This window comes from Pseudomonas sp. PS02302 (genome assembly GCF_029959585.1).
Classification (GTDB): Bacteria; Pseudomonadota; Gammaproteobacteria; order Pseudomonadales; family Pseudomonadaceae; genus Chryseomonas; species Chryseomonas aestiva.
Window position 1 is genome coordinate 56,820 of the sequence record NZ_JASCON010000010.1, and the last position, 13,670, is coordinate 70,489.

A 13,670-nucleotide genomic window follows, 5' to 3' on the forward strand; every position below is an offset into this window, starting at 1 on the left:
GGCTCCGCGCCCAGCCGACGGCGCGGCGCTAGCCGTCCGCCAGCACCACCCGGGCCCGCCCGGCGCGCTTGGCCTGGTACAGGGCGCCATCGGCGCGGCGGATCAGTTCGTGGACGTTGAGGCTGCCGGCGGCGCCGTGGGCGATGCCGATGGAGGAGGTGGTCGCCAGGCGGATGTCCTGCAACGTCCAGGGCTCCTGCAGGGCCAGGCAGAGGCGCTCGGCCAGGGCCAGGGCAGTGGTTGCGGGGGTGTCACGCAGGAAGACGATGAATTCGTCTCCGCCGATCCGCCCGAGCAGATCGTCCGCGCGCAGGCAGGCGCTGACCCGGGTGACGAAGGCCACCAGCAGCCGATCTCCCACCTCGTGGCCGAATTCGTCGTTGATCGCCTTGAACCTGTCCAGGTCGAGGTAGAACAGGGCGCACTCCGCCTGGGGAGAGGCGGCTGCCAGGTGACCGACGATCTGGTCGAGGATGCTGCGTCGATTGGGGATGCCGGTCAGGGCATCCAGGTAGGCCAGGGACTTGAAGCGTCTTTCGCTGTCCTGCAGGGCGGTCTCCGCCAGCTTGCGCTCGGTGACATTGCGACTGACGATGGTCAGCAACTGGCGTCCGCCCTGGGCATCGAAGTGGGGCGTCTTGATCACTTCCCAGGTATTGATGCGTCCATCCGGCCCCATGAAGGACTTCTCGATCTGCGTGGCCACACCGTTGCGCCAGGCGCGCTCGTCGGTCTCGATGTTGTAGGCGAAGGCCTGGGCATGATCCGGAAACAGCTCGATCAATTCGGCGTCGGTGATGCCCACGTAGTCGAAGCCGAGCATGGCGTAGGCTTCGAGCACGATGCGATTGACGAACAACCAGCGCCCGCGGCCATCCTTGGCGATGATGAATTCCTGGATCGAATCGAGGAGGGCGCGCAGATCGACATCGGAATCGGCAGGAGACATGGGCAGGGCCTGGCAGTCGCGTGGGTTTTCAGGCTATCGGCCCGCCAGCCTGGAAAATGAGGCCCTTCATCAGGTCACCCGTCGCCTGGCGCGGCCCGGCAGCAGGTGATGTGACGCGGAGCGGCTGCCGACGAATGGCAGCGGTCGCCAGGCACTGCCTTTGACGGCCGCAAGCGGAGCGGCGCCGTTGCAGCGCGGGCTCGCCCTGGAACCAAGGCCTTTTCGGTGGGCCGAACGAGGTATTCATCAGCTGCCAGATGTGCCCTTCATGCAGACCACGACAAGAGCCGTTACCGGCCAGTGCGCCGCCTCGAACCCGCTCAACCTGCAACCAGCCCGATCGCTCTACCAGGAATTGCTGGTGGAGCACCCAGGCGTCAGGGCGCAGGAGAGGGCTCGACGCTTTCTCGACGACCAGCTGCAGGCGGTAGGCGACATGACCGCCGACCTGCCGGAAGCACCCGAGGGGCTGGAAGCCTGGGTGCTGGAAAACAATGCCCGGGTCGGCGCCCAGTATCAGGACTACCTGGCGGCCCGCAAGGCTGGTGCGCCGCGCCGCTACTTCGGCAGCAAGGCCCATGCGCTGTACTTCCTGCGTGGCGTGGCGCCCACCAAGCTGGTGGATGGCGCCTGGCTCTATGGCACGCTCGCCCACTGGGACGATCTGCGCTATCGGGCGGCCATCCAGATCTATCTGGAAGAACTGGGCGACGGCCAACCGGACAAGAACCATGTGGTGCTCTATCGCAAGCTGCTGGCCAGTCATGGCTGCGAAGATTTTTCGCAGCTGAGCGACGAGCACTATGTCCAGGGCGCGATTCAGTTGGCCCTGGCCCATAACGCCGATCACTATCTGCCAGAGGTGCTCGGCTTCAACCTGGGTTACGAGCAGTTGCCGCTGCACCTGTTGATCACCTCTTACGAGCTCAACGAGCTGGGTATCGACCCCTATTACTTCACGCTGCATGTAACGGTCGACAATGCCGGCACCGGGCATGCGCGCAAGGCGCTGCAGGCGGTGCACGACGCCATGCCGGCCGAAGGCCGCGCGGCTTTCTACCAGCGCGTGGTGCAGGGCTATCTGCTCAATGAGCTGGGCGCCGGCACCACCTCGGTGATCGCGGGTTTCGATCTGGAGCAGGCGGTGATCGAGGTGCTGGCGGAGAAGAGCACGGTTGGCCGCTATGTGCATTCGGACTATTGCCGCATCGGAGGCCGCAGCGTCAGCGACTGGTTATGTGCTTCGTCGCAGATTCCCGACTTCCTCCGGGTGATGCAGGAGCAGGGCTGGATCAAGCGTCACGAGGACCCGGTCAACAGCCGCTTCTGGCGGCTGATCCAGGGCGAGCGCGCCGAGATGTTCGGCGTCTTCACCGCCTATGAACAGCAACTGATCCACGACTGGATCGCCGGTGACTTCGTGCACAGTGGGGCCCGGAATCAGGCTGCCGCCGAGCGGGTGGCGGTGTTGCCGCGGCGCGAGGTGAGCTTTCGCGCGCGCCAGCGTCAGCAGGAGCGCCTGTGTCCGGCGCTGGAAGCCGAGCAGGGCACGGCGGCCGATGCCAGCAAGGCCCAGGCAAGCGACTTCGATCGCGATGAGGTCGCACTGGAGCAACGGCTGGCGAGCCAGCCCAGTCGCGCGGCCGCCATGGCGCTGCTGGTGGAGCAGCTGTCACCGGCGCGCCATCACAGCCGTGCCGGACTGCTGGCGACGCGGCTGTTCGTCTCCCTGTTGGACTGAGCCTTATTCAAGGACCTGCGAGGGTCCTTTTTCATTTCGACTGTCATTGAAGGAACCACCCATGACGGCCATGGAACACCCCGAACGCACCGCGACCAGCCCTGCCGCCGCCGCTGCCCTGAAACTGCTGATCGAAACGCTGCGCGCGGCGGACTATCACTTCATCACGCCCACCCCGGCCTCCCACGCGCGGGTCAATGCCCGGCCAGGCAACGCCTGGGCGCGGGATCTGCAAGGCATCTTCGGCTGGAGTCGGCCGTTTTCCCCCGAGCTGCTGCCCGGCTCTCTGGTCGACATACTGGCGGCCGCCGAGCTGCTGACCGCAGTGCCGAGTGGCTGGCGCAGCCGGGTGCGGGTGTCGAGCCTGGGCGACCAGTTGTTCGTGCATTCCGCCTATCCCACCGAGGACGCCGATGCGGTGTTCTTTGGCCCCGACACCTATCGCTATGCCAATGCCCTGGAAGCCCAGCTGCGCTTTGAGACCGGTGACATCCGCCGCGCCGTGGACATCGGCAGCGGTGCCGGTCCGGGTGCCATCCTGGTCGCCCTGGCCAGGCCCGATGCCGAGGTGCTGGCGGTGGACATCAACGAGCGCGCCCTGGCTCTGACCCGGACCAATGCCGAGCTGGCCGGGGCCGACAATGTCAGCGCGTGCTACAGCAACCTGCTGAACGATGTGGCGGGCGACTTCGATTTCATCCTGTCCAATCCCCCCTATCTGGTCGATCCCGGCGAGCGTGCCTATCGCCATGGTGGCGGTCCCCTCGGGGCTGGCCTGTCGCTGGCCATCCTGGACACGGCGCTGCAGCGCCTGGCGCCAGGCGGCACCCTGCTGCTCTATACCGGCGTCGCCATGGTCGAGGGTCGCGATCCCTTCCTGGAAGAGGTGCGCGCGCGTCTGGCTGGCAGTGAGGTCGCCTGGCGCTATCGCGAACTTGATCCGGATGTCTTCGGCGAAGAGTTGGAGACAGGGGTCTATGCCCATACTGATCGCATCGCCGCCGTCGTCCTCACCGTGACCCGGCCGCGCTGAAGGCGCACGGGAGCGGCTACACTCCCGGGCAAACCGGCTATCGCCCGCACGTGTCCAGGAGTCCACCATGCAACTGCTGCTGAACCAGACCTCACCCTATGCCCGCGCCGCGCGCGTCACCGCCCTCGAGGCCGGCTTCGGCGAGCGGCTGGCGCTGGTGTGGAGCGACCCCTGGAACGAGGACGCGCAGCTGTTGGCCGCCAATCCGGCCAACAAGGTCCCGGTACTGATCACCGACGAGGGCATCGCCCTCGGCGAGACCCTGCTGATCTGCGTTTATCTGCACCAGCTGGCTGGCGGCAACCCGCTCGCGGCCGAACGCCTGCAACTGGCCGGCCTGGGCCAGGGCCTGATCGACGCCGCCTTCGGCACGGTGATCTCCCGCAAGCAGGGCGGTGCAGCCCAGGATGAATCGGTGCTGGGCGCGCGGCGGCTGGACGCCATCGAGCGCCTGCTGGCGCGCCTGGAAGAACATCCGGAGCTGGACGCGGAAGACCTCGACTTCGGGCATTACCTCGTAGCCGTCGGCCTGGATTACCTGAGCTTTCGCCTGCCGGAAATCGACTGGTCCGCGCACCCTCGGCTGGTGGCCTTTCACCAGCGCCTCCTGGCGCGTCCCAGCTTCGCCGCGACGAGCTTCCAGTAAGGCGAAAAGCCCCACGCGGCGGCCCCCGCCGACCGCGTGGGCAAGCCCTAGAGCTCGATCAGGATCTTCAGCTGGGTCCCGGCCTTGTCCAGCAAGGCTTCGAAGCCCTGTTCCACCACGTCGTCCAGCGCGATGTGGCGGGTCACCACCTTCTCGGCCGGCAGTTGGCCGCTGGCGATCAGGGCCGCCACCTGGGGCCACATCAGCGTCGAGTAGCACCAGGAGCCACGCAGGTCGACGTCCTTGTAGGTCAGGGTGAAGCCATCCAGTGCCGGCGGTTTGCCCTGCATCCCCACCTGGACCACCACGCCCTGGCGGCGAACCGCCTCCAGGCACAGCCCCAGCGGTGCCTCGGCGCCCACGCATTCGAAGGCCACATCCACCCCCACGCCCTCGGCGGTGCGGGCACGCACCTCGCGCAGCACATCGGTGCTGCCGGGATTCAGGGTGACGAGCCCCTCCACCAGGCGGTGGGCCATCTCCAGGCGGTTGTCGTTGAGGTCCACCAGGAAGATCCGCGTGGCGCCCGCCGCGCGAGCGGCCATGACCTGCAACTGGCCGATGGGCCCGGCGCCGGCCACCAGCACGCTGTCGCCGGGCTTCACGCCGCCCCGGTGAGTGGCGTAGACGGTCACCGCCGTGGGTTCGATCAGCGCCGCATGCTCGGTGCTGAGATCGTCCGGCATGGGGACGGCGTTGTAGTCCTCCACCAGGGAGTACTCGGCCATGCCGCCCCAGGGATGGGACAGGCCGATGATGGCCAGCTGTTCGCTGAGCTGGTACTGGCCGCGGCGGCCATAGTAGTCGTCCCGTGGCGAGACCATGGGCTGGATGGAGACCCGATCACCGGGCTTCACCGAGGTCACCTGGCTGCCCACGGCCTCCACTACGCCGGAATACTCGTGGCCGAGGATCTGCGGCACCTTACCGCCGGTGTAGCTGTGCGGCGCGGTGGGAATGAAGATGGGACCGCCGAGGTACTCGTGCAGGTCGGTGCCGCAGATGCCGCAGAACTGGTTTTTCACCAGGACCTGGGTAGGACCCGGCTCGCCGGGGGCTGGGACGTCTTCCACCCGGATATCGCGGGCGGCATGGAAACGGGCTGCTTTCATCGTGAAGCTCCTCTAGCGTTCGCAGCGGGGCAGGAAGGCCTGGATCAGGGCATTGACCCGGTCCGCGGCCTCCATCTGCACCATATGGCCCTGGCCCTCCAGGATCTCGACCTGGACGCTTTCCGGCAGGCCTTGGGCATGCTGGACCGGAATGATGGCGTCGGCCTTGCCCCAGATCACCAAGGCGGGCAGATCGCCTTCGAGTACCGGGCGCAGCACCTGGGCCTGTTGGCCATTGGGGAACAGCGTGCCGGCCAGTCGCTTCAGGGCCTGGTCCACCCCTTCCAGGCGCTTGTACTTGAGCAGGTCTTCCAGCAGTGGCCGGGTGACCAGGCCGGGATCGCTGAACAGCAGGCTGACCGGCCCCTTGAGCTGGTTGCGGCTGGTGGCGGCGACGAAGCCTTGCAGGTAGTCGCCGTTGATCTCCGCACCCAACCCGGCGCTGCCGATCAGCACCAGGCCGGCGACCCGCTGCGGCGCCGTCTGCGCCAGCTGCAGGGCCACGGCGCCACCCATGGAGTGGCCGACGAGCACGGCGCGGGGGATGTCCAGATGGTCGAGCAGAGCCAGCACCGCGGCGCCCAGCTCGGCAAGGTCTGCCGTGGCGAGCGTCTTGCCGGACTGGCCGTGACCCGGCAGGTCGAGGGCGATCACCCGGCGCCCGGCGGCCAGCGCCTCGTGGTTGAACAGCCAGTTGTCCAGATCGCCGGAGAAACCGTGGATCAGCATCAGCGGCAGGCCGCCTTCGCCGCGTTCCAGATAGCGCAGCGGCCGGCCGTCGAGTTCGATGCGCTGGGCCTGGGGACCGGCGTCGGCGGCGTCTTCGCCACCGGGCACGAAGTCTTCCTGGAAGCGCGCGATCACCGCCTCGATCTCTTCGTCGCTGGCCTCGCCTTCCACCACGATGGCCAGCAGGGCGCCTACTGCAAGGGTCTCGTCCTCGCGGGCCAGGCAGCGGCGCAGGGTGCCGGAGAAGGGCGCCTCGACGCTGCTGCTGATCTTGTCGGTCTCGACATCGAGCACCTCGTCGCCCTTGGTGATGGGGTCGCCTTCGGTCTTGAGCCAGGCGTTGACCCGACCTTCGCTCATGGACAGGCCCCACTTGGGCATGGTCAGGGTATGGATCTGGCTCATGCGGCCTGCCTCCCTTGGGTGATCTTCAGCACGGCGCGCTCGATCTTGGCCGCGTCGGGGATATAGAGGTCTTCCAGGGCGTCGGAGAAGGGCACCGGGGTGTGCGGGGCCGTGACCAGCTGTACCGGCGCGCGCAGGTCGTCGAAGGCGTGCTCGGCAAGCAGGGCGGCGATGTCGGTGGCCACCGAGCAGCGTGGATTGGCCTCGTCGATGACCACCGCGCGGCCGGTCTTCTCGACGCTTTCCAGGATGCTGTCGCGATCCAGCGGGCTGGTGGTGCGCAGGTCCAGCACCTCGCAGGAGACGCCCTGGCGCGCCAGGTTGCTGGCGGCCTCCATGGCCAGGTGCACCATGCGGCCATAGGTGATGAGGCTGACGTCGTCGCCCTCACGCAGGAAGCTGGCCTCGCCGAAGGGGATGGCGTAGGACTCCTCGGGCACCTCGCCCTGCATCCCGTAGAGCAGCTTGTGCTCGCAGAAGATCACCGGGTCGTTGTCGCGGATGGCCTGGATCAGCAGGCCCTTGGCATCATAGGGGGTGGCCGGGCAGACCACCTTGAGGCCGGGGATATGGGTCCACCAGGAGGTGAGCATCTGCGAATGCTGGGCGGCGGCGCGGAGGCCCGCGCCGACCATGGTCCGCAGCACCAGCGGGGTGACCGCCTTGCCGCCGAACATGTAGCGGAATTTGGCCGCCTGGTTGAGGATCTGGTCCAGGCAGCAGCCGGCGAAGTCGACGAACATCAGTTCGCACACCGGTCGGGTGCCGCGGGCGGCGGCGCCTACCGCCGCGCCGACGTAGCCGAGCTCCGACAGCGGGGTGTCCAGCACCCGCCCGGGAAACTTGTGGTAGAGGCCCTTGGTGACCCCGAGCACGCCGCCCCAGGCGTCCTGCTCGCCAGGCGCGCCGGCACCGCCGGCGTTGTCTTCGCCCATGAGGAAGACGGTGGGGTCGCGGCGCATCTCCTGTTCCAGGGCTTCGTTGATGGCTTGCTGGTAGCTGATCTTTCTGGCCATGGTGGCGCTCCTTGTTGTTTTCCGATCAGGCGTAGGTGACGTAGACGTCGGTGAGCAGGTCTTCCGGGCCGGGCTTGGGGTCGGCCTTGGCCTTGCGCACGGCGTCTTCGATGAGCTGTTCCACCTCCTGGTCGATGCTGTCGAGCAGGGCGGGCTGGAGTTGGCCGGAGCGCGTCACCCGCTCGCGGAATTGCATCAGGCAGTCGCGTTGCTCCCGGGCCTGCTTGACCTCGTTGGGATCGCGATAGGTCTGGGCATCGCCCTCGAAGTGGCCGAAGTAGCGGGTGAACTTCACCTCGATCAGCGAGGGCCCTTCGCCGGCCCGGGCACGGGCCACGGCGGCCGCGGCGGCTTCATGGACGGCGAAGAAGTCGAAGCCGTCCACCGTCACCCCGGGCATGCCGAAGCCGGCGGCGCGATCGGCGATGTGGTCGCAGGCCACCGACCAGTTCGAGGCGGTGGCCTCGGCGTAGCCGTTGTTCTCGGCGACGAAGATGCACGGCAGATTCCATACCGAGGCCAGGTTCATGGCCTCGAACACCGCACCCTCGTTGGAGCCGCCGTCACCAAAGAAGGCCACGGCAACGGCGTCGCTGCCCTTGAGCTTGGCCGCCAGGGCGGCGCCGGCGGCCAGCGGGGCGCCGGCCCCGACGATGCCGTTGGCACCGAGCATGCCCTTTTCCAGATCGGCGATGTGCATGGAGCCGCCCTTGCCCTGGCAGACCCCGGTCTTCTTGCCGTAGATCTCGGCCATCATGCCGTAGACGTCCACGCCCTTGGCGATGCAATGGCCGTGGCCGCGGTGGGTGGAGGCGATGCTGTCCTCGTGGCCCAGGTGGGCCATGACACCGGCGGCCGAGGCCTCCTCGCCGGCGTAGAGGTGGACGAAGCCGGGAATCTCGCCGGTGGCGAATTCCACGTGCAGCCGCTCTTCGAAGACGCGGATGGTGCGCATCACCCGGTAGGCATGGCTCAGGTTTTCGGTGCTTACGGTCTCGCTCATCTTATTGTTCTCCAGGATTGCCGAGGGCCGACGCGGGCAGGCGGCGGACCAGCAGGCGCTGCTGCGCCGCCAGCTCCAGTACCCGCTCCACGTCGATGCTCAGGGGGCCGTCGAGGTCCAGCGTCACCAGCGGACGCTCCTCGGGGCCGAATTCGATTTCCCGCTCGCCGTCCAGCGCCAGGGTGCCGGTGGTCAGCGACAGCGCCCGGGGTTCGCCGGGCAGGAGCAGGCCACTGGCGGCGATGCCGGCCTGGGCCAGCACGCCGGGGGCGAGGGGAACGGTCAGTTGCGCCGGGGCCTCCGGCTCCAGCCGCACCCAGCCACCATGGGGGGCGCTGCGCGCGACGGGGTGCCAGAGACCGCAGAGGGCCGACAGGCCAATGGCCCAGGGCTCGGCGAAGGTAGTGAAGACTTCCGCGAGATCCTCCACCCGGGTCACCGCGCGGGCACCGATATAGGTCTGGCGACAGACCGCCACGTCCACCAGCGCCCAGTCGCGGATGGAGCGCTCCGGCACTTCCACCCGCAGCCGCTTGTTGCGCCGCAGCGCCAGCGCCGGGTCGATGCGGCCGCTGGCCACCAGGCCGCCGGCCAGCCCCGCGCTGGTGGCCTCGCGCAATTCCGGAAAGGCATTGTTGGTGCCGGTGGACAGGGTCAGCAGCGGCAGGTCGCCCACCTCGGCGGCCACCGCCTTGTGGGTGCCATCGCCGCCGAGCACGGCGATCACCGCCGCGCCCTGGGCCAGCAACAGCCGCGCGGCGCGCCGGGTGTCGTCCACGGTCTGGGTCAGTGGCAGGTTGAGAAACGTAAGCTCCGGCCAGTGCTGCTCGCGGGCCTGGCGACTGCCGCTGGCCTTGAGCACCGCGGCGGCGATGCCGGTCATGTCCGGCGGCAGCAGCACCCGCTCCACGCCGGTGGCGCCAAAGGCCGCCAGCAGGCGCATCACCACCCCGGCCTTGTCGGTGCTGGAGGTCAGGGCGGCGTTGCCGGTCAGCCGGCGCAGGTCACGGCCCGAGGCCGGGTTGGGCAGGATGCCGACGGTTACGGGCATGGCTGAGCTCCGAGGCACGGGCCGGTGGTCAGGGCAGCCGTGCGGTGATGCCAGGGTGCGCTCATGGGTCTGGCCCTCTTGTCGTTGTGATGGGCGCGTCGCAGAGCCCTGAGCAAGGCCGGTGCCAAGCCGTGATGAATCCGCTGCAGTGCAGGCAGGGCGCGGGTTTGAATGGAGGCGACCGGTCGTGGGAGGGGCGACTCCCCGCGCCGGGGCGTCTCACGCCTGCGACGGGAGGGCGAGACGCTGAGACGATTCGTCTCACGACGCGGCGGACTTGAAGGCCGGGGCCAGGGGGCGCTAAATGAAGGGCAGAACAATGACCGGCCTTCCATGCCATGACCGGAATTCAGGGAGAGACGTCCATGTTGTCTACCCAGGCCCGCTATCACGCCCGCGCCATCGACCAGGCGCTGCGCGCGCCCTTGCGCGCGGCCAGTCCGCCCGGGCGCATCCTCGACTCCTGGCGCCGTTCCCTGCAGCATCAGCTCGACCCCGCCTGCCTGCAGGGCCCGCGCATCCTCTCGCGCTACGAATTGCGCCAGCACCAGCAGGCGGCGGAAGACTTCCTGCGCGTCGCCGATGGCGAACTGGGCGCCCTGCATGCGCGGGTCGAGGCGGCCGACTACTGTGTGCTGCTGGCCGATGCCCAGGGCCATACCCTGGACTACCGGGTCAGCGACCGACTCGACGACGAATGCCGCCGCGCCGGACTCTACCTGGGCACCTGCTGGTCCGAGCAGGAGGAGGGTACCTGCGGCGTGGCCGCGGTACTGACCGACCGGGCGCCGGTCACGGTGCACAAGGCCGATCACTTCCGCGTGGCCTTTACCGGACTGACCTGCACCGCGGCGCCGGTGTTCGCGCCGAGCGGCGAGTTGCTCGGCGTGCTGGACATCTCGGCGCCGCGCTCGCCGGACGACCGGCGCAGCCAGCTGCTGATCCAGCAATTCACCCGCGACAGCGCCCAGCGCATCGAGAATGCCTACTTCATGCACAGCGCCCGGGGCGACTGGGTGCTCTGCGGCCATGCCCAGGCCAGTTATCTCGACACCCAGCCGGAATTCCTGCTGGCCTGGGATTCGAATGGTCGCCTGACCGGCCTGAATCGTCCGGCCCGGCAGCTCTGCCTCACTCAGCTGGGCTACCTGCCGCAGCGCCTTGACGAGTTGTTTGGGCGCGACGCCTCGGCCCGTCTAAAAGAGGACGATCCTGAACCCCTGCGCCTGGGCGAGGCGCAGTTCCACGCCCGGGTCCGGGCGCCGCGGCCGCGCACGGGTGTGGTGATTCCCCTGGTACGCGAAGCCCTGGAGACCGAAGACGAACAGGAGCCGCAGGTCAGCCAGGCGCTGGGGACCGCCCTGCGGCTCTATCGCCACGGCCTGCCGATCCTGGTGACCGGGGAGACCGGCACCGGCAAGGAGGTCTTTGCCCGCGGCCTGCACCAGGGCGGCGATCGCAGCGGTCGGCCCTTCATTGCCCTCAATTGCGCGGCGCTGCCGGAAAGCCTGATCGAGAGCGAATTGTTCGGTCATGCCGCGGGGGCCTTTACCGGCGCCCAGCGCCAGGGTCGCGACGGCCTGATCGTGGCGGCCGATGGCGGCACCCTGTTTCTCGATGAGATCGGCGACATGCCCCTGGCCCTGCAGACGCGCCTGCTGCGGGTGCTGGCCGAGGGCGAGGTGCTGCCGGTGGGCAGCGCCCAGGCGCGGCGGGTCGATGTACGGCTGGTCTGCGCCACCCACCGCGACCTCCAGGCGCGGGTCGCCGCCGGACTGTTTCGCGAAGACCTGTTCTATCGCCTCAATGGCGCCGTCTTCCAGCTGCCACCACTGCGCGAACGTGCCGACCGCCTGGCGCTGGCGCGGCGGCTGCTCGAAGAGGAAAGCGGCGAGCGTCCTGCGCCGGTGCTGACGCCCCAGGCGCAGGAGGCGATCCTTGCCCATGACTGGCCGGGCAACGTGCGCGAGTTGCGCAACGCGCTGCGTTACGCCTGCGCCCTGTGCGACGGTGCCCTTATCCGTCTCGATCACCTCCCGGCCAGTCTGCGGCCCGGCACCGCGCTGGCCGTCGAGCCGCCACCCGCGGTCGACAGTCCCGAGCGGCGGCTGATCCTGGCGGCCCTGGTGCGGCACCGCTGGAAGGCCATCCCGGCCGCCCGCGCGCTGGGGATGTCCCGGGCCACCCTCTATCGACGGCTCAAGCTGCACGGCATCGCCATGCCGCATCGCCAGCCCGAGGACTGAGCTCTTCCGCCGAACGGTCGTGGAGGACGGGGCTGCCCTGGCGCGGCGATCCCGGCGATCAAGCGAAGCAGTTGCCGTCGGAGCGCCAGGCCCCGATCGTCCCAAGCGGGACGTCAGTGCGGTCGGCCACGGGTCACACCTCAGACACAGACCCGAGGAAGATCCCTGATGCGTACCCTGCCACTGCTACTTGCTCTGCCTGCCGCCCTGGCCCTGTTGAACCGCACCTCGCCCCGGCGTTCCGGGCGGCCTGATTACCCGCAACTGAGCGGCCGGACCATCGTCGTCACCGGCGCCTCCAGTGGTGTCGGCCGTGGCGTGGCCCTGGCGCTGGCCCGGCACGGTGCCAATCTGGTGCTGGCAGCGCGGCGGACCGAGGCGCTGGAAGCCCTGGCGGTCGAGGTCCAGGCCCTGGGCGTGGCCGCCCTGGTAGTGCCCACCGATGTCGCCGACATGGTGCAGATGACTGCCCTGGCCGAGCAGGCCGAGCAGCGCTTCGGTCGCATCGACGGCTGGATCAACAATGCCGGTGTCGTGGCCGTGGGCCGCTTCGAGGAGATCCCGCTGGACGATCATCTGCGTCTGCTGGATACCAATGTGAAAGGCGTGGTCATTGGCACTCACCTGGCCCTGCAGCGCTTCCGTCGCCAGGGCTATGGCCGGCTGGTCAATGTGGCGTCGGTCGACGGCGAGATCCCCCACGCCTATCAGGCTTCCTATTCGGCGTCCAAGGCCGCGGTGCTCAGCCTCGGCCGGGTGCTCCAGCAGGAACTGCGGCGCGGCCGCCAGCCCAACATTCAGCTGTCGACGGTGCTGCCCTGGGCGCTGGATACGCCGATCTGGGGTCATGCGGCCACCTATACCGGCCACCGTCCCGATCTGCCGACCAAGGACGCACCGGACAAGGCTGTGCAGGCCATCGTCAAGGCGCTGCTGCAACCGCAGAAAGAAGTCACCGTAGGCTACAAGGCCAAGATGGCCTACTTGGGCTATCGCCTGGCGCCGGAACTCAACGAACGCTTCATCGCCGCTGCGGTGCAGCGCGCCGAGATCGACTGGAACCCGGTCAAGACCGCTACTTCGGGCAACCTGCAGCAGCCCGATCAGGCAGGACGGACGATCCGGGGGTCGAATTTCTGAAGGGTGACCGTCTGACCTAGTGCCAGGATGCGTACTGCGCCCCGGTCGCTATCTCGGGACCCACGATGGTCAGCTCCCCCTGGGACGCAAGGGCAGTCTGCAGCACCCTGGCCAGGGCCGGCTGGGTGCAGAGCAGGGCGGTCGGGGCGATGCCGGCCAGGCTGGCGGCAAGCTCCGGTCCGTACGCGGGAGCCGCCGGATCGAGCTCCAGCCGCGGCAGCAGCGGTAGCCCCTCCGCCAGCATGATCTGACAATGCGCCTGCAATTCGGCGTCGGCCTCAGCGACCGACCGTTGCCGGGCGGTCACCAGGAGGATCTGACGATGCCCGAGCGCTATCAGATGCCGGGTGGCCAGGGCGATGCGTTGGCCATGCGCTTCGGCGTGACGACAGCGGATTGTCCCGGCGGCCAGCGCCACGCCTACCGGGGGAGAGATTGCAGGGGTACGCAGGTGGAGGGCGGGGCGGGTATCCATGGATTGGCCTCTGCCACGAAGGTGCGGTCAAGACACCCAGCGTGCCGGGCGCCGATGGCAGCTTCGTGACAAAACCTATCCGCTTTCTGACCCTGGATCCTTCATTGACCTCGGCATCACGAGC

12 protein-coding genes are annotated in these 13,670 nt (G+C 68.5%); 5 read left to right on the forward strand and 7 right to left on the reverse strand.

The genetic code is table 11. The features are described from left to right. Positions 1–28 precede the first annotated feature (28 nt). Positions 29–949 carry a sensor domain-containing diguanylate cyclase gene (locus QMX82_RS05605; RefSeq protein WP_208691414.1) on the reverse strand — a complete coding sequence of 307 codons (921 nt, stop codon included), beginning with the start codon at positions 947–949 and terminating at the stop codon, positions 29–31. 268 nt (positions 950–1,217) lie between these two features. Between QMX82_RS05605 and QMX82_RS05610 the strand changes: the two genes are divergently transcribed. The 3 genes from QMX82_RS05610 to QMX82_RS05620 all read left to right on the forward strand — a co-directional run bounded on the left by QMX82_RS05610 (position 1,218) and on the right by QMX82_RS05620 (position 4,369). Next, positions 1,218–2,690, forward strand: coding sequence for an iron-containing redox enzyme family protein (locus QMX82_RS05610; RefSeq protein WP_282281477.1), 1,473 nt, complete (start codon positions 1,218–1,220; stop codon positions 2,688–2,690). 61 nt (positions 2,691–2,751) lie between these two features. Further along, positions 2,752–3,723, forward strand: coding sequence for a class I SAM-dependent methyltransferase (locus QMX82_RS05615; protein WP_282281478.1), 972 nt, complete (start codon positions 2,752–2,754; stop codon positions 3,721–3,723). Positions 3,724–3,790: 67 nt separating this feature from the next. Then, the gene (locus QMX82_RS05620) at positions 3,791–4,369 is read left to right on the forward strand and encodes a glutathione S-transferase family protein (protein WP_282281479.1); all 579 of its coding nucleotides are present in this window, start codon (positions 3,791–3,793) and stop codon (positions 4,367–4,369) included. A gap of 47 nt (positions 4,370–4,416) precedes the next feature. Here the strand turns inward: QMX82_RS05620 and QMX82_RS05625 are convergent, their stop codons facing one another. Genes QMX82_RS05625 through QMX82_RS05645 form a run of 5 tightly spaced genes read right to left on the reverse strand, consistent with a single transcriptional unit; the run spans position 4,417 to position 9,685 of the window. Continuing rightward, positions 4,417–5,481, reverse strand: a complete 1,065-nt coding sequence (locus QMX82_RS05625; RefSeq protein WP_282281480.1) for a 2,3-butanediol dehydrogenase — start codon at positions 5,479–5,481, stop codon at positions 4,417–4,419. 12 nt (positions 5,482–5,493) lie between these two features. Further along, on the reverse strand, positions 5,494–6,615 hold the full coding sequence (locus QMX82_RS05630; RefSeq protein WP_282281481.1) for an acetoin dehydrogenase dihydrolipoyllysine-residue acetyltransferase subunit: 1,122 nt from the start codon (positions 6,613–6,615) through the stop codon (positions 5,494–5,496). Continuing rightward, the gene (locus QMX82_RS05635) at positions 6,612–7,631 is read right to left on the reverse strand and encodes an alpha-ketoacid dehydrogenase subunit beta (RefSeq protein WP_059229698.1); all 1,020 of its coding nucleotides are present in this window, start codon (positions 7,629–7,631) and stop codon (positions 6,612–6,614) included. Before QMX82_RS05635 ends, QMX82_RS05630 begins: the two co-directional genes overlap by 4 nt. Positions 7,632–7,656: 25 nt before the next feature. Further along, positions 7,657–8,634, reverse strand: coding sequence for a thiamine pyrophosphate-dependent dehydrogenase E1 component subunit alpha (locus QMX82_RS05640; RefSeq protein ID WP_282281482.1), 978 nt, complete (start codon positions 8,632–8,634; stop codon positions 7,657–7,659). Between the two features lies 1 nt (position 8,635). Then, entirely contained in the window at positions 8,636–9,685 is a 1,050-nt protein-coding gene (locus QMX82_RS05645) for an ATP-NAD kinase family protein (RefSeq protein WP_282281483.1), read from the reverse strand. A gap of 365 nt (positions 9,686–10,050) precedes the next feature. On the opposite strand from QMX82_RS05645, the gene QMX82_RS05650 reads away from it, so the two are divergent. Next, positions 10,051–11,931 carry a sigma-54-dependent Fis family transcriptional regulator gene (locus QMX82_RS05650; RefSeq protein ID WP_282281484.1) on the forward strand — a complete coding sequence of 627 codons (1,881 nt, stop codon included), beginning with the start codon at positions 10,051–10,053 and terminating at the stop codon, positions 11,929–11,931. 168 nt (positions 11,932–12,099) lie between these two features. Next, positions 12,100–13,071 carry an SDR family NAD(P)-dependent oxidoreductase gene (locus tag QMX82_RS05655; protein WP_282281485.1) on the forward strand — a complete coding sequence of 324 codons (972 nt, stop codon included), beginning with the start codon at positions 12,100–12,102 and terminating at the stop codon, positions 13,069–13,071. Between the two features lie 16 nt (positions 13,072–13,087). Here the strand turns inward: QMX82_RS05655 and QMX82_RS05660 are convergent, their stop codons facing one another. Beyond that, entirely contained in the window at positions 13,088–13,546 is a 459-nt protein-coding gene (locus tag QMX82_RS05660; protein WP_282281486.1) for a hypothetical protein, read from the reverse strand. Positions 13,547–13,670 lie beyond the last annotated feature (124 nt).

Bases quoted from the DNA above. Each gene is read 5' to 3' on its own strand.
- QMX82_RS05605 (WP_208691414.1), bottom strand. From the start codon at position 949: ATGTCTCCTGCCGATTCCGATGTCGATCTGCGCGCCCTCCTCGATTCG.
- QMX82_RS05610 (WP_282281477.1), top strand. From the start codon at position 1,218: ATGCAGACCACGACAAGAGCCGTTACCGGCCAGTGCGCCGCCTCGAAC.
- QMX82_RS05615 (WP_282281478.1), top strand. From the start codon at position 2,752: ATGACGGCCATGGAACACCCCGAACGCACCGCGACCAGCCCTGCCGCC.
- QMX82_RS05620 (WP_282281479.1), top strand. From the start codon at position 3,791: ATGCAACTGCTGCTGAACCAGACCTCACCCTATGCCCGCGCCGCGCGC.
- QMX82_RS05625 (WP_282281480.1), bottom strand. From the start codon at position 5,481: ATGAAAGCAGCCCGTTTCCATGCCGCCCGCGATATCCGGGTGGAAGAC.
- QMX82_RS05630 (WP_282281481.1), bottom strand. From the start codon at position 6,615: ATGAGCCAGATCCATACCCTGACCATGCCCAAGTGGGGCCTGTCCATG.
- QMX82_RS05635 (WP_059229698.1), bottom strand. From the start codon at position 7,631: ATGGCCAGAAAGATCAGCTACCAGCAAGCCATCAACGAAGCCCTGGAA.
- QMX82_RS05640 (WP_282281482.1), bottom strand. From the start codon at position 8,634: ATGAGCGAGACCGTAAGCACCGAAAACCTGAGCCATGCCTACCGGGTG.
- QMX82_RS05645 (WP_282281483.1), bottom strand. From the start codon at position 9,685: ATGCCCGTAACCGTCGGCATCCTGCCCAACCCGGCCTCGGGCCGTGAC.
- QMX82_RS05650 (WP_282281484.1), top strand. From the start codon at position 10,051: ATGTTGTCTACCCAGGCCCGCTATCACGCCCGCGCCATCGACCAGGCG.
- QMX82_RS05655 (WP_282281485.1), top strand. From the start codon at position 12,100: ATGCGTACCCTGCCACTGCTACTTGCTCTGCCTGCCGCCCTGGCCCTG.
- QMX82_RS05660 (WP_282281486.1), bottom strand. From the start codon at position 13,546: ATGGATACCCGCCCCGCCCTCCACCTGCGTACCCCTGCAATCTCTCCC.